Source organism: Polaromonas sp. P1_F1, from assembly GCF_056405795.1.
On the sequence record NZ_JBFUBJ010000012.1, the window covers coordinates 44262 to 69045 of the forward strand.

At 62.5% G+C, this 24784-nt stretch carries 22 protein-coding genes; 14 read left to right on the forward strand and 8 right to left on the reverse strand.

Features of this window, described 5'->3' with window-relative positions; genetic code table 11:
- Positions 1-18: 18 nt before the first annotated feature.
- The 7 genes from AC1DZE_RS22345 (at position 19) to AC1DZE_RS22375 (ending at position 6995) form a co-directional block, all read left to right on the forward strand.
- Positions 19-891 (forward strand): branched-chain amino acid ABC transporter permease, encoded by an 873-nt coding sequence (locus tag AC1DZE_RS22345; RefSeq protein ID WP_477670471.1) that lies wholly within the window; start codon positions 19-21, stop codon positions 889-891.
- Positions 892-1860 carry a branched-chain amino acid ABC transporter permease gene (locus AC1DZE_RS22350; protein WP_477670470.1) on the forward strand — a complete coding sequence of 323 codons (969 nt, stop codon included), beginning with the start codon at positions 892-894 and terminating at the stop codon, positions 1858-1860.
- Positions 1857-2636, forward strand: a complete 780-nt coding sequence (locus AC1DZE_RS22355; RefSeq protein ID WP_477670469.1) for an ABC transporter ATP-binding protein — start codon at positions 1857-1859, stop codon at positions 2634-2636. The genes AC1DZE_RS22350 and AC1DZE_RS22355 overlap by 4 nt, the downstream gene beginning before the upstream one ends.
- Positions 2629-3345, forward strand: coding sequence for an ABC transporter ATP-binding protein (locus AC1DZE_RS22360; protein ID WP_477670468.1), 717 nt, complete (start codon positions 2629-2631; stop codon positions 3343-3345). Before AC1DZE_RS22355 ends, AC1DZE_RS22360 begins: the two co-directional genes overlap by 8 nt.
- Before the next feature lie 241 nt (positions 3346-3586).
- Entirely contained in the window at positions 3587-5917 is a 2331-nt protein-coding gene (locus AC1DZE_RS22365) for an NADP-dependent malic enzyme (protein WP_477670467.1), read from the forward strand.
- A 178-nt stretch (positions 5918-6095) separates the two neighbouring features.
- Positions 6096-6491, forward strand: a complete 396-nt coding sequence (locus tag AC1DZE_RS22370; protein ID WP_457282089.1) for a guanyl-specific ribonuclease — start codon at positions 6096-6098, stop codon at positions 6489-6491.
- Between the two features lie 54 nt (positions 6492-6545).
- Complete coding sequence (locus tag AC1DZE_RS22375; protein ID WP_348050784.1) at positions 6546-6995, forward strand: barstar family protein; 450 nt, start codon at positions 6546-6548, stop codon at positions 6993-6995.
- 266 nt (positions 6996-7261) lie between these two features.
- Here the strand turns inward: AC1DZE_RS22375 and AC1DZE_RS22380 are convergent, their stop codons facing one another.
- The 4 genes from AC1DZE_RS22380 to AC1DZE_RS22395 form a co-directional block, all read right to left on the reverse strand.
- Positions 7262-7963 (reverse strand): glycosyltransferase family 25 protein, encoded by a 702-nt coding sequence (locus AC1DZE_RS22380; RefSeq protein ID WP_477674066.1) that lies wholly within the window; start codon positions 7961-7963, stop codon positions 7262-7264.
- A gap of 17 nt (positions 7964-7980) precedes the next feature.
- Positions 7981-8760, reverse strand: a complete 780-nt coding sequence (gene rsmA, locus AC1DZE_RS22385; protein WP_477670465.1) for a 16S rRNA (adenine(1518)-N(6)/adenine(1519)-N(6))-dimethyltransferase RsmA — start codon at positions 8758-8760, stop codon at positions 7981-7983.
- A gap of 127 nt (positions 8761-8887) precedes the next feature.
- The gene (locus AC1DZE_RS22390) at positions 8888-10306 is read right to left on the reverse strand and encodes a peptidylprolyl isomerase (protein ID WP_477670464.1); all 1419 of its coding nucleotides are present in this window, start codon (positions 10304-10306) and stop codon (positions 8888-8890) included.
- A complete protein-coding gene (locus AC1DZE_RS22395) occupies positions 10299-12755 on the reverse strand; it encodes an LPS-assembly protein LptD (protein WP_477670463.1) in 2457 nt (818 codons plus the stop codon). Before AC1DZE_RS22395 ends, AC1DZE_RS22390 begins: the two co-directional genes overlap by 8 nt.
- A gap of 117 nt (positions 12756-12872) precedes the next feature.
- On the opposite strand from AC1DZE_RS22395, the gene AC1DZE_RS22400 reads away from it, so the two are divergent.
- The 3 genes from AC1DZE_RS22400 to AC1DZE_RS22410 all read left to right on the forward strand — a co-directional run bounded on the left by AC1DZE_RS22400 (position 12873) and on the right by AC1DZE_RS22410 (position 16096).
- Positions 12873-14063, forward strand: a complete 1191-nt coding sequence (locus AC1DZE_RS22400) for an aminoglycoside phosphotransferase family protein (RefSeq protein ID WP_477670462.1) — start codon at positions 12873-12875, stop codon at positions 14061-14063.
- Positions 14064-14165: 102 nt separating this feature from the next.
- On the forward strand, positions 14166-14930 hold the full coding sequence (locus AC1DZE_RS22405) for a 16S rRNA (uracil(1498)-N(3))-methyltransferase (RefSeq protein ID WP_477670461.1): 765 nt from the start codon (positions 14166-14168) through the stop codon (positions 14928-14930).
- Positions 14927-16096, forward strand: coding sequence for an MFS transporter (locus tag AC1DZE_RS22410; RefSeq protein WP_477670460.1), 1170 nt, complete (start codon positions 14927-14929; stop codon positions 16094-16096). The genes AC1DZE_RS22405 and AC1DZE_RS22410 overlap by 4 nt, the downstream gene beginning before the upstream one ends.
- 152 nt (positions 16097-16248) lie before the next feature.
- Here the strand turns inward: AC1DZE_RS22410 and AC1DZE_RS22415 are convergent, their stop codons facing one another.
- Positions 16249-17178 carry a lysophospholipase gene (locus AC1DZE_RS22415; protein WP_477673400.1) on the reverse strand — a complete coding sequence of 310 codons (930 nt, stop codon included), beginning with the start codon at positions 17176-17178 and terminating at the stop codon, positions 16249-16251.
- Positions 17179-17251: 73 nt separating this feature from the next.
- Complete coding sequence (locus AC1DZE_RS22420; RefSeq protein ID WP_457281927.1) at positions 17252-18727, reverse strand: M20 family metallopeptidase; 1476 nt, start codon at positions 18725-18727, stop codon at positions 17252-17254.
- A gap of 209 nt (positions 18728-18936) precedes the next feature.
- Between AC1DZE_RS22420 and AC1DZE_RS22425 the strand changes: the two genes are divergently transcribed.
- On the forward strand, positions 18937-19803 hold the full coding sequence (locus AC1DZE_RS22425) for a DUF72 domain-containing protein (RefSeq protein ID WP_477670458.1): 867 nt from the start codon (positions 18937-18939) through the stop codon (positions 19801-19803).
- Here AC1DZE_RS22425 and asd read toward each other — a convergent pair.
- On the reverse strand, positions 19800-20654 hold the full coding sequence (gene asd, locus AC1DZE_RS22430) for an archaetidylserine decarboxylase (protein WP_477670457.1): 855 nt from the start codon (positions 20652-20654) through the stop codon (positions 19800-19802). The genes AC1DZE_RS22425 and asd overlap by 4 nt on opposite strands.
- A gap of 74 nt (positions 20655-20728) precedes the next feature.
- Positions 20729-20917: a heavy-metal-associated domain-containing protein gene (locus AC1DZE_RS22435; RefSeq protein ID WP_477670456.1), complete on the reverse strand. Its 189-nt coding sequence runs from the start codon at positions 20915-20917 to the stop codon at positions 20729-20731.
- 167 nt (positions 20918-21084) lie between these two features.
- Between AC1DZE_RS22435 and AC1DZE_RS22440 the strand changes: the two genes are divergently transcribed.
- From AC1DZE_RS22440 to AC1DZE_RS22450, 3 genes are all read left to right on the forward strand, one after another.
- Entirely contained in the window at positions 21085-23526 is a 2442-nt protein-coding gene (locus AC1DZE_RS22440) for a heavy metal translocating P-type ATPase (protein ID WP_477670455.1), read from the forward strand.
- Complete coding sequence (gene cueR, locus AC1DZE_RS22445) at positions 23519-23932, forward strand: Cu(I)-responsive transcriptional regulator (RefSeq protein ID WP_477670454.1); 414 nt, start codon at positions 23519-23521, stop codon at positions 23930-23932. Before AC1DZE_RS22440 ends, cueR begins: the two co-directional genes overlap by 8 nt.
- 101 nt (positions 23933-24033) lie before the next feature.
- Positions 24034-24777 carry a 2OG-Fe(II) oxygenase gene (locus tag AC1DZE_RS22450; RefSeq protein ID WP_477674185.1) on the forward strand — a complete coding sequence of 248 codons (744 nt, stop codon included), beginning with the start codon at positions 24034-24036 and terminating at the stop codon, positions 24775-24777.
- Positions 24778-24784: the final 7 nt, after the last annotated feature.

Consider the following 24784-nt stretch of genomic DNA (forward strand, 5'->3'; position numbering starts at 1 on the left):
CGTTCCTTGCGAAGATAAATGCTCACGATTCTTTTCGACGGTATCGCTTACGGCATGCTGCTGTTCATTCTGGCGGTGGGACTGGCGGTGACCATGGGCCTGATGAATTTCATCAACCTCGCGCATGGTGCTTTCGCGATGGCCGGCGGCTACATCACCGTGTTGCTGATGCAGCACTTCGGCGTGCCTTTTTTGCTGTGCTTGCCTCTGGCCTTCGCCGGCTCGGCGCTGCTGGGCGCTGTACTGGAGCGCACGCTGTACCGGCCGCTGTACAACAAGCCGCATCTGGACCAGGTGCTGTTTTCGATCGGCCTGGTGTTCATGGCGGTGGCCAGCGTGGACTACTTCGTCGGCTCGACGCAGCAGATCGTGCAGCTGCCCCAATGGCTCAAGGGCCGCACCGAGATTGGCAGCGGCGCCTGGATGCTGGGCATGGGCCACTACCGGCTGTTCATCATTGCGGTGTGCGCCGCGCTCACGCTGGGCCTGCAATTCGTGCTGACTCGCACACGCTTCGGCAGCCGCTTGCGTGCCTCGGTGGACGACCAGCGCGTGGCGGCCGGCCTGGGCATCAACGTCAACCTGGTGTTCCTTTCGACCTTCGCCGTCGGCTCGGGACTGGCCGGCCTGGGCGGCGCGCTGGGCGCCGAAGTGCTGGGGCTGGACCCGAGCTTTCCGCTCAAGTTCATGATTTACTTCCTGATCGTGGTGGCCGTGGGCGGCACCACGTCGATCACTGGGCCGCTGCTGGCCGCGCTGCTGCTGGGCATTGCCGATGTGGCGGGCAAGTACTACATCCCCAAGCTGGGGGCCTTCATCGTTTACAGCCTGATGATCGCGATCCTGATCTGGCGGCCGCAGGGCCTCTTTGTGCGCAAGGGTGGCAGATAAATGAACACTCAAACGTCCCTGCTCAAAAACAGCCGCTGGAAGCTCTGGGAACCGGTGCTCTGGCTCGCCGCCTTCGCCGCGCCGGTGGTGATGCCCAGCCACGCGTCCATCATCAATGAGATCGCCATCGTCGCGCTGTTCGCGGTGTCGCTGGATCTGGTGCTGGGTTACACCGGCATCGTCTCGCTGGGCCATGCAGCCTTCTTCGGCATAGGCGGCTATGCGGCGGCGCTGTTCGCCAAGCTGGTGATGCCGGACCCGCTGGTGGGCCTGGCGGTGGGCATCGCCACCGCCACGCTGCTGGGTGCTGTGTGTTCACTCACCATCCAGCGCGGCAGCGACCTGACACGGCTCATGGTGACACTGGGCGTGGCGCTTATCCTGCTGGAGCTGGCCAACAAACTTGACTGGCTGACCGGTGGCGCCGATGGCCTGCAGGGCGTGGTCATGGGCCCGCTGCTGGGCCGCTTCGAGTTTGACCTGTCGGGCCGCACCGCCGCCTATTACTCGCTGGCCGTGCTGCTCATTTTGTTTGTGCTGATGCGTCGCCTCGTGCATTCGCCGCTGGGCGCGACACTCAAGGCGATACGCGACAACCGCCTGCGCGCCATGGCCATCGGCATTCCAGTCGCTTCACGGCTGGCGGTGGTCTATACGGTGGCGGCCGGCGTCGCGGGCGCCGCGGGAGCGTTGATGACGCAAACCACCGGCTTTGCCTCGCTGGATTTGTTTGAGTTTCATCGTTCGGCCGATGTGCTGCTGATCCTGGTGGTTGGCGGTGCGGGCTGGCTGTACGGGGGTGTGGCCGGGGCGATTGTGTTCAAGCTGATGCAGGACGCGCTGTCGTCCATCACGCCGCAGTACTGGACCTTCTGGATAGGCCTCTTCCTGGTGGTGCTGGTGCTGGTGGGGCGCGAGCGCCTGGTCCGGCCCTGGGCATGGCTGCCTAAGCGCGGAGGCCAGCCATGAGCGCGGCGCCGCACAGCGACGCGGTACTGTCCGCGCAAGGGCTGGTGATGCGCTTCGGTGGCATTGCCGCCACCAACAACGTGAGCCTGAACCTGCGTCGCGGCGCGCGCCATGCGCTGATAGGGCCGAACGGTGCGGGCAAGACCACGCTGGTCAACCTGCTGACGGGCGTTCTGCAGCCGACCGAAGGCCGCATCTTCCTCGATGGCGAAGACATTACGCGGCTGGCGCCGCACCAGCGCGTCAAGCGCGGGATGGTGCGCACCTTCCAGATCAACCAGCTCTTCGATTCGCTCACGCCGCTGGAAACGCTGGCACTGACCGTATCGCAGCAAGCGGGGCTCGGCGCGAAATGGTGGCAGGCGCTGGGGCGCAACCAGCGCGTGGCCGAGCGCTGCGAACAGTTGCTGGAGCAGTTTCACCTGACCGGAGTGATGGACCAGCCGACCCGCATGCTGGCCTACGGGAAGCGCCGCCTGCTGGAAATCGCCGTGGCGCTGGCCTGCGAGCCGCGCGTGCTGCTGCTCGACGAACCCGTGGCCGGTGTGCCGGCCGGCGAGCGCGAAGAACTGCTGCAGACCGTGGCCGCACTGCCCGCTGACGTGTCGGTACTGCTGATCGAGCACGACATGGACCTGGTGTTCAGCTTCGCCACCACCATGACGGTACTGGTCAACGGCACGCTGCTGACCGAAGGCACGCCTGAGGAGATCGCGGCCGACCCTCAGGTCAAGGCGGTCTATCTGGGCCATGGCGAAGAGGTGGCTCATGGCTGAACTGCTCAAGGTCGACAAACTGCGCGCCGGCTACGGTGAGGCGGTGGTGCTGCACGAGGTGTCGTTCACGCTGGGCGAGGGACAGACGCTCGCGCTGCTGGGCCGCAACGGCACCGGCAAAACCACGCTGATCAACACACTGGCAGGCGCGACGCGGCAGCACGGCGGCGCCATCTCGTTCGGGGCGGGCGCATCCATGGTCGCGTTGCACCATTTGCCCTCGCACGAACGCGCGGCGGCCGGCATAGGCTGGGTGCCGCAGGAGCGCAATATCTTCAAGTCGCTGACGGTGCACGAGAACCTGACGGCGGTGGCGCGCCCGGGCAAATGGAACCCCGATGGCGTGTACGCCATGTTCCCGCGCCTGGCCGAGCGAAAGGGCAACCTGGGCACGCAGCTGTCGGGCGGCGAGCAGCAGATGCTGGCTGTGGGTCGTGCGCTGGTACTCAACCCGAAGCTGCTGCTGCTCGACGAACCGCTGGAGGGCCTGGCGCCCATCATCGTGGAGGAGCTGCTGCGCGCCATACGCCGCATCACGCGCGAAGAGGGCCTGAGCGCCATCATCGTGGAGCAGCACCCGCAGGCCATTCTGGCGATTTCCGACAGCGCCGTGGTGCTGGACCGCGGCATGGTGGTCCACACCGGAACGGCCCAGGCGTTGCGCGAGCAGCCCGAGCGCCTGGACCATTTGCTGGGTGTTGCGCGCTGAGCGGCGCAGGCCCGCCAACCTGGCTTTTTTTATTTCGCGCTTAAAGCGCTCAAAAAACGGCTACGCGCCGCCATCGTGAATGAGCTACGCGGCAAAGCGGCTTTCTGTGCTGAAAAGTCAAAAGCAAAGCACCTTTTTGCGTAGATTCACTTACTAGGGTTTTCCCCTCCGACGGCCTACAATCGCAGACCTTACAAGAAATTGACGGTCGACCCGACCGTTTCCGCTGGAGACCTTGCTGATGCCGACACCCCCCACCGCGACGCCCAATAGCACTGAAGCCAATCGCGAAGAAAAACGCGCCGAATTGCGCAGCGCCGCACTTGAATACCACGAGTTTCCGACCCCGGGCAAGATCGCCATCGCAGCGACCAAACAGCTGACCAACCAGCGCGACCTGGCCCTGGCTTATTCCCCAGGCGTCGCGGCACCTTGCGAAGAAATCGTCAAGGACCCGAACAACGCCTTCAAGTACACCAGCCGCGGCAACCTTGTGGCTGTCGTGACCAACGGCACCGCCGTGCTGGGGCTGGGCGACATCGGCCCGCTGGCCTCCAAGCCGGTCATGGAAGGCAAGGGCGTACTGTTCAAGAAGTTCGCCGGCGTGGATGTTTTCGACATTGAGATCGACGAAAAAGACCCGGCCAAGCTGGTCGACATCATTGCTTCGCTGGAGCCGACCTTCGGCGCCATCAACCTTGAAGACATCAAGGCGCCCGACTGTTTTTATATCGAGCGTGAGCTGCGCAAGCGCATGAAGATCCCGGTCTTCCATGATGACCAGCACGGTACCGCCATCACCGTGGGCGCGGCCGTCCTGAATGCGCTCAAGGTTGTCGGCAAAGGTCCGGGGCAAGTCAAGCTCGTGACGTCCGGCGCGGGCGCGGCCGCCCTGGCTTGCCTGAACCTGTTGCTCAAGCTGGGCATCCAGCGCGAAAACGTGTTCGTGACCGATCTGGCTGGCGTGGTCTACGAAGGCCGCACCGAGCTGATGGACGAAGACAAGATCCAGTTCGCGCAGAAGACCGATGCACGCACGCTTGCCGACGTCATCGCTGGCGCGGACATCTTCCTGGGCCTTTCCGCCGGCGGCGTGCTCAAGAAAGACATGGTCGCCAAAATGGCCGCCAAGCCCATCATCCTGGCGCTGGCCAATCCCAATCCCGAGATCACGCCGGAGGACGTCCGGACCGTGCGCGACGACGCCATCATGGCGACCGGCCGCACCGACTACCCGAATCAGGTCAACAACGTCCTGTGCTTTCCCTACATCTTCCGCGGCGCACTGGATGCCGGAGCATCCACCATCACCGTCGAGATGGAAATCGCGGCTGTACACGCCATAGCCGAGCTGGCGCAGGCCGAGCAAAGTGAAGTCGTGGCAGCCGCCTACGTGGGTGAAAAGCTGGCGTTCGGGCCCGAATACCTGATTCCCAAGCCTTTCGATCCGCGCCTCATGATGAAGATCGCGCCCGCCGTCGCACAGGCGGCGGCCGACAGCGGCGTGGCCCTGCGGCCCATTCAGGACATGAACGCTTACCGCGAACGGCTGCAAAGCTTTGTCTACGCCTCGGGCACGGTGATGAAACCGATTTTCGCGGCCGCCAAGGCCGCCAGCCGCAAGCGTGTGGCCTATGCCGAGGGTGAGGAAGAACGCGTGCTGCGTGCCTGCCAGATCGTGGTGGATGAAGGACTCGCACGCCCGACACTGATTGGCCGACCCGCCATCATTGCCCAGCGCATCGAAAAATTCGGCCTGCGCCTGAAGGAGGAGCTCGACTACGACGTGGTCAATGTCGAGCAGGATCATCGCTACCGCGACTTCTGGCAAACCTATCACCGCCTCATGGAACGCCGTGGTGTGACGGTGCAGATCGCCAAAATCGAAATGCGCCGCCGCCTCACATTGATCGCCGGCATGTTGCTGCACAAAGGCGACGTGGACGGGCTGATTTGCGGTACCTGGGGCACGACGGCCCATCATCTGGACTATCTGGATCAGGTCATCGGCAAGCGCGAAGGCGTCAACACCTATGCCTGCATGAACGGCTTGTTGCTTCCGGGGCGCCAGGTGTTCCTGCTCGATACGCACGTCAACTGCGATCCGACTGCGGAGCAGCTCGCGGAGATCACCACCATGGCGGCCGAGGAAATGATGCGCTTTGGCATCAAACCGAAGGCGGCTCTGCTGTCGCATTCGAATTTTGGATCTTCCAACTTGCCCAGCGCCCTGAAAATGCGCCGCACGCTGGAGTTGCTGCGCGAAAAAGCGCCGTGGCTTGAAGTTGATGGGGAGATGCATGGCGACATGGCACTGGACGCCGATGCGCGCGCCCTCATCATGCCGAACAGCACCCTGACGGGTGAGGCCAACCTCCTGGTACTGCCCAATATTGATGCAGCGAACATTTCCTACAACCTGCTGAAAACAGCGGCGGGTGGCAATATCGCCATCGGCCCGGTTTTGCTGGGAGCAAACAAGCCCATGCACATCCTGACTGCTACGGCAACGGTGCGCCGTATTGTCAACATGACCGCATTGACGGTCGCGGATGCCAATGCGAGTCGATAAGCAAAAATTAGATAGCTAGCACTAACTTAGTGTATCAATGACCTCTCTCTTTACTGCCTAAATTTTCAGCATCCACTTGCGTTTTTTAGCCACATGCGGCAAACTACCTCTCTTGAAATTTAAGGGTTAACCCGAAAAATCGGCGGGTAACTCTGGATTCGAGAAAAAGGTTTTTTTCATGTTGCGCAATGGGTGGGCGGCCAAAACGGCCATGTTGCTGGTTTTGGCAACCGGTCTGGCCGGGTCAATCCCCAGCATGGTGCAGGCAAAGGGCCCGGTTCCGATCGGGACCATAGCGACCGTCCAATTGCCCCCCCAGGGACGCGACATGATGGTGCTGATCTACCAAGGCGGGCCTTTCAAGCATGAAAAGGACGGCGTGGTGTTTGGGAACCGGGAACGACTTCTACCGGCTCAAAGTCGCGGTTACTACCGTGAATACACCGTCAGAACGCCCGGTGAGCGCAGCCGGGGAGCCCGGCGCATCGTTTGTGGTGGCTTGAAACCTGTCGCACCTGATGCCTGTTATTACACCGACGATCACTATGCGAGTTTTCGCAAAATCGTTCAATAAATTGAACTGTGATCGTTATTTTGAGTTTTTGACTTAAGAGAAAGAGTAGCGGAGATGGATACACCACTTCGTCGGGACAACGAAACGCCTTTGCGCAAGGACGGTGAAACGCCCTTGCGCGGCGTACGTCCCAATATCGTTCAATCCATACGGGCCTTCCGGGTGCAAGACCTGCAGGATGCCGCGACACATTTAAACCAGCATTTCCTGTACGCCAACCTGGGCAACGCCCAGAGCAAGCAGGACGTGCTGGACATGATTGCGGCGCAGTACACCTTTCCGGCGCATTTCGGCAAAAACTTCGACGCACTGTACGACTGCATGACGGACCTGGTCCACAAGTCAGGCCCGCAGCCCGGCTTTATTGTCGTGCTCGAGCAAATTCCGGCCAACGCCAAATTTGACAAGGAAGCGCGCGAGCAGTTGCTCGACATCTTCCGGGATGCCTCTGATTACTGGGCGGATCGCAAGATACCGTTCAGATGTTTCTATTCTTTTCTGTAGCCCGCTCCCCAGACATTGGCCAAGGGGATCGGGCGAATGAGGCCCAGCAAGCAACCGCGGAAGGCGAAGAAGTCATGCCGACCGACAAATTGGTAGACGTGTCGCCACTGGCGTTGCGCATGAGCAGCCCGTTTAATGCGGGTTACTGGCTGGCAGCTGCCTGAAAAAAGGCACGCTGTCCGGTTCACAAAAGGCCCGCTTGTTGCGGGCTTTTTTTCGCCAGGCCGGAAGTTAAAGACAACGGCCGCATCCGACGGCGCCGCGACTTAAAACATGTAGTAAAGAATGCGGTGAAAATATTTGCTGATATCAATCGGGATGCGCACCAGCATCAGCTGAAGACGCGCGATGCCGGACAATCGCGGTCGAACCCGATGGCCGATTTGCGTGTCGGTTCCCGCCTGGCGGACCGGATAGGGCAACAAGGCATAGGTATTGATACCGTGTAAATGCCTCGCCTCCATAAAGTCGTCAACGGCCATGTAAAACCGCGCTGATCGCCGTATCAACTCCGCGGCCTCCAGCGGTCCCAGCACATAAGCCGCCGCGCCGGAAGGGTCACCCCAATACTTTGCGTACGGTGTGTCGCCGATGAATTTGTGCCGTTTCTCAAAAACGCCTGCGAGCCTGACCATTGGATACGGTGCCAATTCAAGCTGGGCGAGCAACGCCGTACTTAGCGTTGGAATTAATACGTCATCTTCCAGCACCAGGCATTTTCCGCCCTCGGCCAGCACTGCTCTCCAGGCATCCCGATGCGCGAGAAAACAGCCGACCTCCCCCGGCGACATGCTGTAACCATAACGAATCAGGCGCGCACTTTCGCTGTAACCAACCTCGGCCAGCCGTCCTGGGTCGACTCGCACACCATCAATCAGGCTATAGCGCAGCCCCAGCGCCATCATTTGCCGGTCAATAGTCGCTCGCCTGGTGGTCGCCTCGGGAAGTGAGATGACAAATATCTTCATATCAGGTGTACCGACAGCTAATTGCGCAGTTGCGCTACGCTCCGCGCCAGGGCCACATACTCGGTCACCCCGACTTCTTCAGCGCGTCGCTTGACATCAAACTGCCCGCCAAAACCGTGGCTGTCCAGCCACTTTCCCAAGGTGTGACGCAGCAACTTGCGGCGCTGGCTAAAGGCGACCTGCACCAGCTCACTCAGGAGTTTGACGTCCAGCGCCACAGGCGCTGCATGCGGCACCATGCGCACCACGGCGCTATCGACCCGCGGCGGCGGATCGAAACTGTGCGGCGGCACGAACAGCACATTTTCCATCGCGTAGCGCCACTGCAGCATCACGCTGAGCCGGCCATAATCGCTGGTAGCTGGCACCGCCACCATCCGGTCTATCACTTCTTTTTGCAACATGAAGTGCTGGTCTTCTATGACCTCCACGGCATCCAGCAAATGAAACAGGATGGGTGTAGAGATGTTGTAGGGGAGATTGCCGACCACCCGAAGTTTTTGCCCTTCGGCACAGGCCGTTCGCGCCAGCTGGCGGACATCCACTTTCAACACGTCGGACTCAACCACGGCAAGCTGGGGGTGCAATCGCAACTGACGGGCAAGATCGCGGTCCAGCTCAATGACCGTCAAGTGCCCCACCCGTTCAACCAGGGGTTGGGTCAGCGCAGCCAATCCAGGCCCGATCTCCACCATGGCCTGTCCTGGACGTGGAGCAATCGCCTGCACAATCCCCTCAATGACGCCTTGATCCGTCAGGAAATGCTGGCCAAAACGCTTGCGCGGAATATGTTTCACATTGGGGGCGACCTAAAGCCGCCAGACTGGCATACAAACAAGGCTGCCGTTTCTTGGAGAAGTCACCCGGAAAGTTGACCCGCCCACGCAGCGCGAATGGAACCTTAAGGAAGGCCTGAGGCGATCTTCACAGCTGCGGTGCGTCACGGTACTCCACATAGGCGCGGCCCCGAATCTCCTGGATCCACAGTGCATAGGCTTCGTTTTGCTTTTTCTCGCGCAGCACACCGCGTGCCATCTCCCGCTGTTCACGTTGCGATAGCTGGGTCTCGCGGCGTTCAAGTACCTGAATAAGATGGACGCCAAAACGGGATACCAAGGGATCCGAGACCTGATTGGGTGCCAGCCCGTTCATGACTTTCTCGAACTCAGGCACAAACATGCCGGTGCTTGCCCAGCCGAGGTCACCGCCTTCCTTTGCGGAGGCATCGTCGCTGTTCTCACGTGCGAGTGCCGCGAAATCAGCCTGCCCGGCCTGGATGCGTCTTTTAAAACCCGCCAGCTTCTCCACCGCGGCGGCTTCACTGAGCTGTGGCGTCAACCGGAGCAGGATATGCCTGGCATGGGTTTGTGCCACCATCATGCTGGGCATGCCGCCTTGCCGTTTTTCGATGACTTTGAGGATGTGAAATCCCGCCCCGCTTCGAACCGGCCCCGCGAGACCTCCCGCCTGCAATTTGCTTGTCGCCTCAACAAAGAGATCAGGATAGCGGTCTGCAGTCCGCAGCCCCATCAGGCCACCTGAAGCGCGCGTGGGAGACGCTGAAACTTCGGCGGCCAGCGCCGTGAAGTCGGCACCGTTGCGGGCACGGTCCATCACCTGCTGGGCCTTGGCCTGCAGTGCTGCGACTTGATCGGGCGTGGCATTTTCCGGCACGGCCACCAGAATTTCCGCGAGGTTGAGAGCCAGCGAAGACGATGGGGTGCCGCCATCCTGATCACGCAGAAATTGGTCGACTTCCTGCTCCGTAACCGTCGCACGCGCCTCCAGTTCTCGCTGGCGCAGGCGGCTGACCAAAAGCTCGTCCCTCAATTCCGAGCGGAATTGGGCATAGTCAATCCTGTCCGCTTTCAGGCGGTTGCGCAGCTCGTCGACCGTGATCTGGTTTTGGCTGGCGACGGTCTGGACCGCAGCTTCGACGGCATTGTCATCGACCCGCAGGCCCGAATTGCGCGCCATTTGCAGCTGCGCCTTGTCGCTGATCAGGCGTTCCAGAATTTGTCCGACCATTTCACTGCGCGGCGGCACTGTCGCGCCCATCTGAAGCATTTGTTGCTCGGTCCGAATCAACTTGCTTCGAACCTCATTATTGGTAATGGGTTCGGAGTTGACCACGGCAACAATGAAGTCAGCCTGCCGCTGCGCGCTTCCTTGCGCCGACGCAGTCCGGGAGCCCGTGGCCGCGTCGGGCAGGCGCAATGTACCCGATGGCCGCAACCCCTGCGCCTGAGCACCCACCATCAGCACAATCGACAATGCCAAGGCCGTTGTGGCGGCTTGAATGGAGTTCAAAAGGAATCTTGAGACGGCGCGGTTATTAGTCATAAGTAGTAAAGCGGCTTGGCGTGCTGGTATTCTCACGCAGATATTGGTAACGTGGAACATTCGACTTCAGGGTTTCCAGGGGGTTGGAGCCGAGGCGCGAAAACCCCACAAGTTCAAGCTGGAACAGGATTTTCGTATCCGAGCTTCCGGTCCCGGTTTGAGAGCGCTGCAGAACCACGCGCCCTATCCAGCAGCAACCATCGTATTCAACACCGATGATCGAGTCGACCAGTTTTTTGTCCAGCACGCTGTAATTCAGGCGCCCAACGGCATAGTAGCGGCCGCCTCCCTGGCCCTGCCCAGCGCCCAGATCTTTTCCTTTGTCGCCCCACAAATCATTGATAGGCCACTGCCAGCCCACGTCAATTTGCTCGCTGACATTGCGCTGGCGCCGGAATGCGGCACTGATGACGCGGTAATTGCTGGGGTTGTAGCGCACGCCAATCGATGCACGCTCAGATTGCTTGGTCTTCGGGTTGTACTGAACCGTACTGTCGAAAGACCACTGCGGCACCCAATTGACGGAAGCCCCGACCAGCAAGTCGCTGATGCGGTCGGTGACCGGCAATACACCCGGCAGGGTCACCTTCTGATCCTCAAAACGAAAGCGCTGCGCAATGCCGACACGCACAGCTTCAGCACCGGTCGCAGGATCCAGCAGACGCGAGGTAACGCCCAGGGTCAGCAGGTTAGCGTCTGAAATACGGTCATTGCCGACAAATGCGTTTTCGGTAAAGACCGTGGCGAAGTTGAAGTCGTTGGACCCGGAGTCGTAGTTGGGCAGCAGGCTCTGGTCGCGATAGGGTGTACGCACATAAAAGGCCCGGGGCTCCAGTGTCTGGGTAAAGTTCCGGCCCAGGAACCCGGCATTACGTTCAAACTGCACGCCGCTGTCCAGGCTGAAGGTAGGCACAACACGCGACGCCGTTGTCGCACCATTGGGCAACGCTGAATCAAATTTGTAACTCGTGGCATGCAGCTGCACTTTGGGGGTGATGTACCCCGCAGGCAGCAGCCAGGGGCGGCTCAGTTGCAGCCGCGTGAATGCCCGGTCACTATTGGGCTGGTTGGTGAGCTGACGATCTGCGGAAAAACGGGTGAAGTCGCCCTCCACCGACCAGTCAAAGCCATTGCCCAATCCCACCACCGGCGCATCCACACGGGTGTACGCCGCTGCAAACTGGGGCAGGCGGTCGTAAGGCGGAACGATGGGCGAAGTGACATCCTGCAATGTCTGCCATTTGAGCGTTCGCATGGACGAAGAAAAGAACCCGCGGGTCCACGACAAACTCGCGTCCTGGGGCAGAAGGCGCTGGGTGGTCGCCCCCTTGAGAGCTGGAAAGTCACGCCAATAATCGTTGTCACTCACCCGGTTCATGTTGAGGTTGATGCCCAGGTCGCCGACGGATGACAGGCCGCTGCTGAAGGCACCAACGTGTTGATAACTGTAGGACCAGCGGTCACGATTGCGCAACTTGTCGCCGGGCAGGAAGTTTCCCTGCAGTTCGCCTGTGTACTTCGGCTCCAGGTAGCGGAATTCGCCGGCGAGGTCCACCCCGCGTTTGGTCATGATCGCCGGTGAAAATGTCGCGTCCCGATTGGGCGCAATATCAAAGTAATAAGGTTGCCGATACTCAAACCCGTTGATTGAGCCCATGCCGATGGAGGGCGGCAGAAGACCCGACTTGCGCTTGTCGCTCAACGGAAAACTCACCCGGGGGAAAGCCAGGATAGGCACATCCTTGAAACGCACAACGGCTCCATTGGCAACGCCAACTTCGCGGTCCAGGTCAAACTCGAAGCTTCTGGCGCGCAATACCCATGAGGGCTCCCAGCTGGCCTCGTCATTGCGCTCGCAGGTGGTGTAGCTGGCGCGCTGGGCCGTCAAATGGCCTTCATCGATGAAATCGATCCGCTCCGCCTGGCCGTTTCCGCTGTTGCTGAGGAAGCGGTAGGCCGGCGTCGTGAAAAAGCCTTCAAACCGGTCCAGCTTGATCTCCAGCTCGGGACCCTCAAACCTGTTGCCCGCCCGGTTGATGCGAACATTGCCGCGGCTTTTAAGTTGGTCTTCGGGCTGGTAGTACTCAATGCGGTCCGCGCGGATGGCGGTAGACCCGCGGCGCAATTCCGCATTGCCGTCAATCACGGTCTCAAGATCGGGGCGGCCGGAAATCCGGTCGCCAAAAACAAATGTGGGGCCCTTGTCCTGCGGGTCGCTGGAAACCTGCTCGGCCAGCTGGGGCGAAGACTTGAGTTTCGGGGTGTCGCCTGCGGGCGGGTCTGCGGAGGGGACGGCGGAAGCGCCCTGAAGAGGAGCAGGTGACGCAGCCGGAGTTTGGGCGAGCGCCGTCCCGGCACCGGTCATCCCCAGTGCTGCGCAAACCACCAGCGTGGAGACAGCTTGAGCTATCGGGGAAAGAATAAAGGGCGAAGGGGATGCGCGGCGCATCGTTTATGTGAGATAAACCCGTTTGTAAAATCAGGCCTGATTATCCATGACCCTCCACCCCGTCCCCACAATGTCGAACCAGCGCCCAATTGCAGGGCTGGCAGGGACTCCAGAAACATGACCACTCCCTCCATTGCCTGGGCCGACCCGGCACGTGCCATGGCTTTCGAAGCCTGGCTGACCGCCGCTGCCCGCCAGCACAACCTGCGGGTCGACACCATCAGGCCGGCATCAGCTGACGCAAGTTTTCGGCGCTACTTCCGGGTGGACGCCGCAACAGGCGATGGCAGTTACATCGTCATGGACGCACCACCTGCACAGGAAGATTGCAAACCTTTCGTCAAGGTCGCCGGCCTGATGAACGGCGCCGGCTTGATTGCCCCGCGCGTACTGGCCTGGGATGAACCAATGGGCTTCATGCTGCTAAGCGACCTGGGTGCGCAGACCATGATGGAAGCAATTAGACCGCCCGCCGAGGTTGACGCTATCGCCAGCCCCACTCCGGCGCACTACGACCTGTATGTGGATGCGGTGGAGGCCCTGGTGCGCTGGCAACTCGCCTCCACGCCCGGCGTGCTTCCGCCCTATGACGACGCACTTCTGTCTCGCGAGCTATCGCTCTTTCCAGACTGGTATGTCGCCAAACATCGCAGCCTGGCGCTGGACTCTGGCCTTCAGGACAAGCTGAACGCCATCTTCGAACAGATCAAGGCCAGCAATCTGAATTCGCTGGATGGCGCACGGGTGTTTGTGCACCGCGACTTCATGCCTCGCAACCTGATGATCACCCGGCCCAGCAACGCAGGGGGCATGCAATTTTCCGACGGGCCGCCCCTAGGGAACGAGCCCCGCAGCGTATCGAAACGGGGCAGCGCAGTACGCGAAGCGACAAGCGTGGGGGCTCCACCTTTGGGCGTGCTGGACTTTCAGGACGCGGTCTACGGCCCCATCACCTACGACATCGCCAGCCTGATGCGCGACGCCTTCCTGAGCTGGGAAGAAGATTTCGTACTGGACATCACCGTGCGCTATTGGCAAAAAGCCCGCAAGGCGGGCCTGCCGGTCGGCGACGATTTTGGCGAGTTTTACCGGGCCGTGGAATGGATGGGCCTGCAGCGCCACCTCAAGATTCTGGGCATCTTTGCGCGCCTCACGCTGCGCGACGGCAAGCCCAAATACCTGGCCGACACACCCCGCTTCATCAAATACGCCCGCAACACCGCCGCGCGCTACCGGCAACTGGGGCCGCTGATGGTGCTGCTCGACGAGATTGAGGGTAACGAAACCCGTGTGGGCTACACCTTTTGATGCACAATCGGGCTGTAGCGCTTGCTGGTTCTGCGCCAGCAGCTATTATTTTTATAGCGTTCACGGCAAAGTCCTAACAATGCATCTTCCTGCACCAGCACCATGACCGCCCGGTTTTTCGCTGACATCGCACTGGCGCCCGGCAGCGTCGTCAGCCTGCCGCCGTCCACTGCGCGCCACGTCCAGGTCTTGCGGATGCAGCCCGGCGACGCCCTGACAATATTCAACGGCCAAGGCAACGGCCAGCCCGGCAGCGAAGGGGAATTTGCAGCCACCGTCGAGCGCATGGGCCGCAGCGATGTGGAGGTCCTTATCGGCGGCTACACCGCCACGGCACGCGAAGCCAGCCGCTCCATTCACCTGGCCGTCGGCATGCCCGCCAATGACCGCATGGACTGGCTGATTGAAAAAGCCGCCGAATTGGGCGTGGCCAGCATCCAGCCCTTGATGAGCGAGCGCAGCGTGCTGCGCATCAAGGGTGAGCGAGCCGACAAAAAAATCGCGCACTGGCGGGGCGTCGCCGTCGCGGCCTGTGAGCAATGCGGCCGCAGCCGCATACCACCCGTTCACGACGTCGCTAACCTGTCTGACTGGCTCAAAGGCGCGGGGCAGGGCGCAGCTGGCGGCACCCGGCTGCTACTCTCATTACAAGACGGCAGCCGGCCGCTGGCCGAAGCGGTGGCCGCAGCTGATGCCGGCGCACTGACCTTCCTGAGCGGTCCCGAGGGCGGCCTCAGCGCGGCTGAAGAGGCTGCGGCCATGGCTTGCGGCTTTGCGGCCGTCACCCTCGGCCCGCGCGTGCTTCGGGCCGAAACCGCACCGCTCGCCTGCCTGTCGTTTCTCGCACTGACAAGCGGCACGCCATGAACCGCAATCTCTGGCTGCTGGCCGTCTGCCAGGGCCTCTTTCTCACCAACAACGTCACCTTCATCGCCATCAACGGCCTGGTCGGCCTGAACCTGGCGCCGCTGGGCTGGATGGCGACACTACCCGTCATGGGCTACGTGGTGGGTGGCGCGCTGTCCACGTCCGTGGTGGCGCGCACGCAAATGCGCTTCGGGCGCAAGATTTCCTTCCAGCTGGGCCTGCTGGTGGCCGCCGCCTCGGCCCTGCTGTGCTGCTATGCGGCTTACAGCAAAAATTTCTGGCTTCTGGTGGCCGCCACCGTGGTGGCGGGCTACTACAGCGCCAATGCGCAGCTCTACCGCTTTGCCGCGGCCGAGCTCGCCCAGCCTGCTTTTCGCGAAAAAGCCATTTCCCTGGTCATGGCAGGCGGCCTGCTGGGCGCCGTCGCCGGGCCCAACCTGGCGGCCTCTACGCGGGGGCTGACCGACGTGCCCTTTGCAGGCGCCTACCTGGCGCTGGCCGGCGTGGCGCTGCTGTCGATGGCGCTGCTGGCATTCATCCGGTTTCCGCCGCCGCCCGAGGCGCATGCCAGCCGCGGTGGCCGGCCGCTTCGCGAAATCATGCGGCAGCCGATCTTCATCGTGGCCGCCGCAGCCGGTGCCCTGGGCTTTGGCGTGATGAACCTGCTGATGGCGGCCACGCCAATTGCGATGCAGGTTTGCGGCCTGCCGTTTTCCAGCGTCGCGCTGGTGCTGGAGTGGCACGTGATCGGCATGTTCGCACCCGGTTTTTTCACCGGTCACCTGATCCGGCGCTTCGGCACTTTGCCCATCATGGCGGTGGGTCTGGCGCTCAATGGGGTGTGCGTGCTGATCGCGCTCTCGGGCGTGGAGCTCAAGGAATTTCTGGCGGCGCTCTTTTTACTGGGCCTGGGCTGGAATTTTCTTTTCACCGGCAGCACCACCCTGGCGCTTGAGACCTATCGGCCGGAAGAAAAAGACAAGGCGCAGGGCGCGCTCAATTTCTGTATTTTTGCCGTGCTGGCGGTTTCCTCGCTGGCCTCCGGCGTGCTGGTGACCACCCAAGGCTGGGCGCTGCTGAACCTGGGGTCGCTGCTGCCGCTGGGGCTCACCGCCGCCGCGCTGGCCTGGCTTGCAGTCGGCCAACGCAAGGGACAGAAGGCCTGAGAACCTGGTTACGCCTCGCACCGTGTCCGACATTGCGGCCAGGCTGGGCATGGAACCCGGCGATGCCGCCAGTTATTGCTATTGTTTTTATAGCTGTTTGCGCCCGTTCTTATTGGGCTGAAGCCGAATTTCTCTTGAGATTTTCTTAACCGCTAGAAGCGGGCGTCCAGCCAGGCCTTGAGCGTGTCAAACACCGGCTCCGACTCGACTTCATTGAATATCTCGTGATAGAGGCCCTCAAAGCACCGCGACGTCACCGTGCCGGCGGTCACGGCCGGTGAGTTGGCCGCGTTTTCCGCGAAAGCGCGGCTGCCGGCCGGATTGACAAGCCGGTCCGCACCCGCATACATCAGCAGCGTAGGCGTGCGCCATTGGGCGGCGGCCGCCACCGTCGCGGGACCCGCTGTTGCGATGAATTTGCCCAGGCGTGGCGAGATTCTGTCGTGCACCAGCCGGTCGGTGAAGTATTTTTTGACCACCTCTTCATCGTGCGAGATGTAGCGCGCGTCCAGGCCGTTGCCTACACACAGGTCGGGTGCCAGCCTCGGCATAAAGGCCAGCAGCAGCTTTTGCAAGGCGTTGAGCCCCGGATCCAGCGCGGGAGAAGACATCACGAGGCCATCCACGGGGCGAATGCCCAGCGCGACAAACCGGCTCACCACCAGACCGCCCATGCTGTGGCCAAGCAGAACCAGGGGAAGATGCGCAGGCGGCTGCGGGCTTCGTCCGTCCGCGTTGACCTCCTCCAGAAGGCGCACGCAACGCAGGCGCGTGTCGTCGACTATTTCGGCCAGGTCGTCCAGCAGTGCAGTCTCATTGGGCAGCACACCACGGAACCCGCCCGATTCGCCATGGCCGCGCTGGTCGTAGGCACGCACGGCAAAACCCCAGTCGAGCAATTGGCTGGCGACATGGTCGTAGCGGCTGGCGTGCTCGCCCAAGCCATGGACCAGCAGCACCATGGCGCGCGGCGGCAACGCATGTTGACCCATTTCGATGGCCAAAGCATCCAGTGGCCACTCATAGAGAGCCAGGTTCTCGCCGTCGCGGGCGGTGAAAGGCGCTAGGACGGTGGAATGCATGCGGCAGCAAAAGCCTGGCTTGAAACAAGCGCTGCCGGCAAACCGCGGCGCAAAGAAGGGTAGCTCACCCGCATCAACCGGGAACGCGGGCCATCACATGCGCGACCGCGGCGGTCAGCTTCTTGGCGTAAGGCACGTTCAGGAACTCGTTGGGGCCGTGCGCATTGCTCTTGGGGCCGAGCACACCGCAAACCATCATCTGCGCCTTGGGGAAGCCCTTGCTCAGCATGTTCATCAGCGGAATGGTTCCGCCCTGGCCTATGGTGCCGCAGGGCGCGCCGAAGAAGCTTTGCGACGCATCGTTGAGCGCGTTCTCAAACCAGGGTACGGTGCTGGGCGCGTTCCAGCCGGTGGCGCCGCCGTTGCTTTCAAACGTGACTTTGGCCTGGTAAGGCGCATTGTCTTCCAGCAGTGTCTTGAGTTCCTGCACCGCCGCGCCAGCGTCGATCAGCGGCGGAAAACGCAGCGAGAGCTTGAAGGCGGTGTAGGGGCGCAGCACATTGCCCGCATCCTTGAGGGCTGGAAAACCTTCGGCACCCGTCACGCTCAGCGTCGGGCGCCAGGTGCGGTTGAGCAGGGCTTCCACCGGGTCAGTCGTGGTGGGCAAGGCAAATGCGCTGGAGCCTTCGCAGTCGTAGTGCGCCCACGGAAAACGCTTGTAGATTTCCTCGCCGAGGATTTTGGCCGTGGCCTGCGCCTGCGCCAGCCGGTCAGCCGGAACCTCACAGTGAAAGCTTTGCGGCAGCAGGCGACCGGTCTTGCTGTCTTCCAGGCGGTCCAGCACCTGGCGCATGATGCGAAAGCTCGACGGCACCAGGCCGCTGGCGTCGCCGGAGTGCACGCCTTCGGTGAGGATTTCCACCTTGAGCACGCCCGCCGCGTTGCCGCGCAGGCTGGTGGTCAGCCACAGCTGGTCGTAGTTGCCCGCGCCGGAATCCAGGCACACCACCAGCGCGACGTCGCCCAGGCGCTCACGCAACGCATTGACGTAAGGCAGCAAATCATAGGAGCCGCTTTCCTCGCAGGTTTCGATCAGGCCAACGATGCGCGGGTGCGGCACGTTCTGCGCTTTGAGCGCCTGCACCGCGGCAATGCTGGCGTAGACCGCATACCCATCGTCGGCGGCGCCACGGCCATAAAGCTTTCCGTCTTCGTACTTGGCCATCCAGGGGCTCAAATCATTGCGCCAACCGGTGAATTCGGGCTGCTTGTCGAGGTGGCCGTACATCAACACGGTTTGCGTCGAATCGGCGCGCGTGGCCGGGATCTCAAAGAACAGCACCGGGGTGCGGCCTTCGAGGCGCACGATCTCCAGCTTGAGGCCTTCGACCTTCTGCGCCTCGACCCAGGCCGCCGCATTGCGCATGACGGTGTCGATGAAGCCGTGCTGCGCCCAGTCGCTGTCAAACGTGGGGGACTTGGCTGGGATGGAGATGTAGTCGGTGATCTGTTTGACGATGTCGCCGTCCCATTGGGCCGTGACCTGGGACAGGGCCTGGGCGGCGTTAAGGATGCTGGCGGGGATTTCGCGGTGCAGTGGGGCGTTCATTGGAAAGGCTCCGGGAACAAGGATATCGGCTTTTAGGGCAGCATTTTGCTACGGCACCTGCTACTGTACGCTTCCGACACAGACCGCGCCACCGGCCACGGGAAGACCCGCAATTGGAGAATTCAACCTACAGCGCATCGCGGGCGGCGTGGACAAAGATAACTCCTCCAATTGGACGAGAAAGCAGACAAGTACGCCACGGAGCCGCCATGACACCAGCAAGCCGCGCACACACGCCATCTTCCGCCGCCACGCCAGCCACGGTAGCCGATTCCCGCATCCGCGCTGGCGTGGGCGGCTGGACCTTTGAGCCCTGGCGCGACAACTTTTTCCCAGCCGGCCTGGCGCACAGCCGCGAACTCGAATACGCAAGCCGCCGGCTGAGCGCCATCGAGGTCAACGGCACCTACTACGGCACGCTGAAGCCGGCCAGCTTCAGGAAGTGGCACGACGAGACGCCGGACAACTTCATGTTTTCCCTCAAGGCCTCGCGCTACGCGACCAATCGCCGCGTGCTGGCCGAGGCGGGCGAGTCCATCCAGCGCTTCACTGAAAGCGGCATCAGCGAACTGGGCGACAAGCTGGGCCCCATCGTCTGGCAATTCATGCCCGGCAAGGTGTTTGAGGCAGGGGATTTCGAGGCGTTTCTGTCGCTGCTGCCCAAACAGGTGGACGGCCGGGCGCTGCGCCATGTCGTCGACGTTCGCCACGAGAGCTTTATGTCGCCCGATTACCTGGCGTTGGCGCGCCGTTACAAGGTCGCCACTGTATTTACCGACGCTGACAAATTTCCGTCTTTCGCCGACCTCACGGGTGACTTCGCCTATGCCCGCCTCATGATGAGCGAATCAGGCCTGGAGACCGGCTACGAGGAAAGCGCGCTGAACGCCTGGGCTGAGCGCGCGCGGCAATGGGCTGACGGCTCCGCGCCGGCCGACCTGCCGACGCTGGAAGAAGCCCCGGCACAGGGCAAGCCGCGCGACGTGTTTGTGTATTTCATCAACGGCGCCAAGGAAAGGGCGCCGGCGGCAGCGATGGCGTTTTTAAACCGCCTGGGCTTCACACCCTCTGCTTAACCGTAGACCGCCATGGCTTCGCCGAGCCGTATTTCGCGGCCGGGCGCCCACTCGGCATTGAACTGCAGCGGCCCTTTGGGAAACAGCATGACGACGGTGGAGCCCAGCAGGAAGCGGCCCATTTCCTCGCCCTGCTTGAGGCGGATGGCGGAGGTTGGCTCGTCGGGGTAATCCCATTGCCGCACCACCTTGCCGCGCGGCGGGTTCACCACGCCGTGCCACACCGTGGCCATGCTGCCAACGATGGTCGCGCCGACCAGCACCAGCACAAAGGGCCCGCGCGCCGATTCGAAAACGCAGACCACGCGCTCATTGCGCGCGAACAGCCCCGGCACGCCGCGTGCGGTAACGGGATTGACGGAAAACAGGTCGCCCGGCACATAAATCATGCGCGTCAGCCGACCGCCTGCAGGCATGTGGATGCGGTGGTAGTCCCGGGGGCTCAGATAGAGCGTAGCGAAATGGCCGTCCTGGTAATGCGCCGCCAGCGCCGCATCCCCGCCCACCAACGCAGTAGTCGAATAACTGTGACCCTTGGCCTGAAAGATCTGGTCCTTCTCGATCGCACCGAACTGGCTGATCGCACCGTCCACCGGCGAAATCAGCTCGGCATCAGCCAGCGGCCGCGCGCCGGGCTTGAGCGCACGCGTGAAGAAGTCGTTGAAGGTGAGATAGCTCGCAATGTCGGAGTTGAGCGCCTCGTCCATGTTGACCTGGTACTTGGCGACAAAGCGGCGGATGATTTCGGTGGTGACCCAGCCACGCTCGCGCGAAGCTACAAAACCGGCAAAGTTGGTCAGCGCCTGCTTGGGAAACAGGTATTGGGGGAGGACGGCGAGTCGGTCGGACACTAGGCGGCTTGAATGGAGGGAGGAAGGGCCATTCTATCGACGCCGAAACGTCTTTCCCGCCGGATATCGGCGCACTACTGTGCGGGATAACCCGCCTCGGCCAGCGCAGCCGCCACGGCTTGCCTGTCTTGCGAGGATTGCACCACAACCTTTTTGCCGGGCAAGTCCACACTGACCTGCGCCGCTGCATCCAGCGATTTGATGGCCTGGGTGACGGCGCCAACGCAGTGGCCGCAGCTCATGGCGGGGATATTGAATTCCATAAAGACTCCTTGGAAGCTGTCTGAGAGATTGGTACAGGGATTACCCAGAAGTCTGAACCTTCCCATGGGGGCAGGGTCAAGCGTAGCCCGGCAAGTCCTGCCTCGATTCAGGGCTATTACACCAAGGCGCTTGACCCTCCCATGGTGGTAAGGTTGAGACTACAGGCATGAACACCCCATCCACGTTAAAAACATCTCCCGTCATGCCGGCGCTGACCGAGTGGCAGTTTCCCGTCCAGGGCATGAGTTGCGCGTCCTGCGTGGCGCGTGTGGAACGTTCGCTGGCCAACGTCCCGGGCGTTGAGGACGTGAGCGTCAATTTCGCGACCGAACAGGCCAGCGTCAAGGTGCGCGCCGGTGTCGGCATGGACGCCCTGAAGACCGCCGTCGCCAAAGCCGGCTACAGCGTGGCCGAACAATCCTTGCGGCTCAAAATAGACGGCATGACCTGCGCCTCCTGCGTGTCGCGCGTCGAGAAAGCGCTCAAGCAAATGCCAGGGGTGCTGTCGGCCAGCGTCAACCTGGCGACCGAGACCGCCGAAGTCCGCGTCGCGGGCAACGCCGCGATGTTGCCGGCGCTGGTGGCGGCAGTGGCCAAAGCCGGTTATCAGGCGAGCGAAATCCCCGCTTCGGGCACCCCCGTGGACAAAACTGGCGCGCCCTGGTGGCCTATCGCGCTGGCAGCCGTCCTGTCTGCGCCGCTGGCGCTGCCCATGGTGGGGGCGCTGTTCGGCAAGGACTGGATGCTGGGCGGCTGGTGGCAATGGCTGCTGGCCACGCCGGTGCAGTTCTGGCTGGGCGCACGTTTTTACCGCGCCGGCTGGAGCGCCTTGCGCGCCCGCACCGGCAATATGGATTTGCTGGTCGCGTTGGGCACCTCAGCTGCCTACGGCCTGAGCGTCTATCAATTGCTGCGGCATGGCGGCCATGGCATGGCGCACCTGTATTTTGAAGCCTCGGCAGTCGTCATCACACTGGTGTTGTTGGGCAAATGGATGGAAGCGCGCGCCAAACACCAGACGACCGCCGCCATCCGCGCGTTGCAGGCGCTGCGCCCCGACACCGCGCGCCGTCGGCGCGATGGAAAGGACGAAGACGTAGCCTTGCAAGACATACAGCTCGGCGACCTGGTGGTGGTGCGCCCTGGCGAACGCATCTCGGTTGATGGCGAGATCGTCGAGGGTTCCACGCAGGTGGACGAATCGCTGATCACCGGCGAGAGCCTGCCAGTTGCCAAGTACGCAGGCGACCACGTGACTGGCGGCGCAGTCAATGCCGAAGGCCTGATCGTGGTGCGCACCACGGCCGTAGGCGCGGAGTCCACGCTGGCCCGCATCGTGCGTATGGTCGAATCGGCCCAAGCCAAAAAAGCACCCATACAACGGTTGGTGGACCAGGTCAGCGCCGTGTTTGTGCCTGTGGTAATTGCCATTGCCCTGGTGACGCTGCTGGGCTGGGGCCTGGCCACGCAGGACTGGGAGGCGGCCATCCTCAATGCGGTCGCTGTGCTGGTAATCGCCTGTCCCTGTGCACTCGGTCTGGCCACGCCTACCGCCATCATGGTGGGCACGGGCGCCGCCGCACGCCAGGGTATCCTGATCAAGGACGCGGAGGCGCTGGAAGTGGCGCACGGCGTCAAGGTAGTGGCTTTTGACAAGACCGGCACGCTGACCGAGGGCAAACCCGAACTGGTGGCGCTGGAGCCCAGCGCAATCGCTGCCAACGAGTTGCTGGCCTGGTCGACCGCCATCCAGTCGGGCAGCGAACACCCGCTCGCCCGCGCGGTCACACGGCGCGCGGCGGAGCAGCAGCTTGAGATTCCCGCAGCGACGGAGTTGCGCGCCGTCGCCGGCCGCGGCATGGCCGCCGTGGTGGCAGGCCGCGAACTGCGGCTCGGAAGCCCGCGCTTTATGCAGGAGCTGGGCCTGGACCTGAACACCTTCGCCACGCTGAATGCACGCGCCAAAGAACTCGAAGCCCAGGGCCGCACGGTGTCGTGGCTGGCCGAAGTCACCGGAACACCGCAGCTTCTCGGGCTGATGGCGTTTGGCGACATGCTCAAAAGCAGCGCGGCGCCGGCGATTTCCCGCCTCCACGCACTGGGCATTCAAACCGCTTTGGTGACCGGCGACAACCGCGGCAGCGCCGAAGCCGTGGCGCAGCAACTCGGAATAGACCTTGTGCACAGCCAGGTGTTGCCGCAAGACAAAGCCGCCATCATCGGCCAACTCAAGGCCGCTGCGCAAGCGCAAAGCGGGCGTGTGGCCATGGTGGGCGACGGCATCAACGATGCACCCGCCCTCGCCGCGGCCGATGTGGGCATCGCGATGTCCACCGGCACCGACGTGGCCATGCACGCCGCCGGCATCACGCTGATGCGCGGCAACCCGGCGCTGGTGGCGGACGCCATCGATATTTCGCGCCGCACCTACGCCAAGATCCGCCAGAACCTGTTCTGGGCTTTTGTTTACAACGTGGTCGGTATTCCGCTGGCTGCGCTGGGGCTGCTCAGCCCCGTCATCGCCGGCGCCGCCATGGCGCTGAGCAGCGCCAGTGTGGTGATGAACGCCCTGCTGTTGCGCCGCTGGAAAGGGAGCACCCATGACTGACACATTTGATATTGGTCCGCTCAACATCGGCCAGGCCGCTGCGCACACGGGCGTGTCCGCCAAGATGATTCGCCACTACGAGTCGCTGGGCCTGCTGCCCACCGTGCACCGCACCGATGCGGGTTACCGCCAGTACGGCGAAAAAGAAGTGCACACGCTGCGCTTCATACGCCGCGCCCGCGCGCTGGGGTTCAGCATGATCGAGATCGCCGAGTTGCTCAAGTTATGGCAGAACAAGCGCCGCGCGAGTGCCGACGTCAAGCGCATCGCGCTGGCCCATGTGGCCGACCTGGAGCGCCGTATTGCCGAGATGGAAGCGATGAAGCAGACCCTGGGCCACCTGGCGCACTGCTGCCAGGGCAACAGCCGGCCTGATTGCCCCATCCTCTCCGAGCTGGCTGCTTGACCAAGGTCGAATGAAATGTCCGATTCCGGCGAGCGTTAGCGAGCCGCCGGATTTATCCTGAATGCGTTGATGGATGCCCCATCGCCTCAAAGGATTTCCGCATGCCGCCCGTTTCCGATGCCCCCAGCCTGTTGCCCGAATCCGCCGACACGGATGCCGGAACAGGCGGCTGGGCGCACATTACAGCCACACTCAACCGCTACGGCAGCGCCGTGCTGCCGCAGCTGCTGGGCGCGCAGGAATGTGAGGCCGTCACCGCGCTCTATGCCGATGCGGGCCGCTTTCGCAGCCGGGTGGTGATGCAGCGCCACGGCTTCGGCCAGGGCGAATACCAGTACTTCCGCTACCCGCTGCCGGACATCGTGGCGCGGCTGCGCACCACGCTTTACCCGCGGTTGGTCGGCGTGGCCAATGCCTGGAACCAGGCCATGGGGATTGACGTGCGCTATCCGCCGGTCCATGCCGATTTCCTCGCACGCTGTCACGCGGCAGGCCAGCAGCGGCCTACACCGCTGCTCTTGCAATATGGTCCTGGAGACTACAACTGCCTGCACCAGGACCTGTATGGCGAGCACGTGTTCCCGATCCAGGTCGCCGTGCTGCTGTCGCGCCCGGGCGAAGATTTCACGGGCGGCGAGTTTGTGCTGACGGAGCAGCGCCCGCGCATGCAGTCGCGGCCCGAGGTGGTGCCGCTGCGGCAGGGCGACGCCGTGGTGTTTGCCGTGCATCACCGGCCGGTGCAGGGCAGCCGCGGCTTTTACCGGGTCAACATGCGGCACGGCGTGAGCACGGTGCGTAGCGGCCGCCGGCACACGCTGGGCATTATTTTTCATGATGCTGAGTAAAGGAGAT

Coding starts and splice junctions, on each gene's coding strand:
- AC1DZE_RS22390 (WP_477670464.1), bottom strand. CDS start 10,306: ATGACTAATAACCGCGCCGTCTCAAGATTCCTTTTGAACTCCATTCAA.
- AC1DZE_RS22400 (WP_477670462.1), top strand. CDS start 12,873: ATGACCACTCCCTCCATTGCCTGGGCCGACCCGGCACGTGCCATGGCT.
- cueR (WP_477670454.1), top strand. CDS start 23,519: ATGACTGACACATTTGATATTGGTCCGCTCAACATCGGCCAGGCCGCT.
- AC1DZE_RS22395 (WP_477670463.1), bottom strand. CDS start 12,755: ATGCGCCGCGCATCCCCTTCGCCCTTTATTCTTTCCCCGATAGCTCAA.
- AC1DZE_RS22410 (WP_477670460.1), top strand. CDS start 14,927: ATGAACCGCAATCTCTGGCTGCTGGCCGTCTGCCAGGGCCTCTTTCTC.
- AC1DZE_RS22380 (WP_477674066.1), bottom strand. CDS start 7,963: ATGAAGATATTTGTCATCTCACTTCCCGAGGCGACCACCAGGCGAGCG.
- AC1DZE_RS22365 (WP_477670467.1), top strand. CDS start 3,587: ATGCCGACACCCCCCACCGCGACGCCCAATAGCACTGAAGCCAATCGC.
- AC1DZE_RS22435 (WP_477670456.1), bottom strand. CDS start 20,917: ATGGAATTCAATATCCCCGCCATGAGCTGCGGCCACTGCGTTGGCGCC.
- AC1DZE_RS22440 (WP_477670455.1), top strand. CDS start 21,085: ATGAACACCCCATCCACGTTAAAAACATCTCCCGTCATGCCGGCGCTG.
- AC1DZE_RS22450 (WP_477674185.1), top strand. CDS start 24,034: ATGCCGCCCGTTTCCGATGCCCCCAGCCTGTTGCCCGAATCCGCCGAC.
- AC1DZE_RS22360 (WP_477670468.1), top strand. CDS start 2,629: ATGGCTGAACTGCTCAAGGTCGACAAACTGCGCGCCGGCTACGGTGAG.
- AC1DZE_RS22355 (WP_477670469.1), top strand. CDS start 1,857: ATGAGCGCGGCGCCGCACAGCGACGCGGTACTGTCCGCGCAAGGGCTG.
- AC1DZE_RS22350 (WP_477670470.1), top strand. CDS start 892: ATGAACACTCAAACGTCCCTGCTCAAAAACAGCCGCTGGAAGCTCTGG.
- AC1DZE_RS22405 (WP_477670461.1), top strand. CDS start 14,166: ATGACCGCCCGGTTTTTCGCTGACATCGCACTGGCGCCCGGCAGCGTC.
- AC1DZE_RS22370 (WP_457282089.1), top strand. CDS start 6,096: ATGTTGCGCAATGGGTGGGCGGCCAAAACGGCCATGTTGCTGGTTTTG.
- AC1DZE_RS22425 (WP_477670458.1), top strand. CDS start 18,937: ATGACACCAGCAAGCCGCGCACACACGCCATCTTCCGCCGCCACGCCA.
- AC1DZE_RS22345 (WP_477670471.1), top strand. CDS start 19: ATGCTCACGATTCTTTTCGACGGTATCGCTTACGGCATGCTGCTGTTC.
- AC1DZE_RS22415 (WP_477673400.1), bottom strand. CDS start 17,178: ATGCATTCCACCGTCCTAGCGCCTTTCACCGCCCGCGACGGCGAGAAC.
- AC1DZE_RS22420 (WP_457281927.1), bottom strand. CDS start 18,727: ATGAACGCCCCACTGCACCGCGAAATCCCCGCCAGCATCCTTAACGCC.
- AC1DZE_RS22375 (WP_348050784.1), top strand. CDS start 6,546: ATGGATACACCACTTCGTCGGGACAACGAAACGCCTTTGCGCAAGGAC.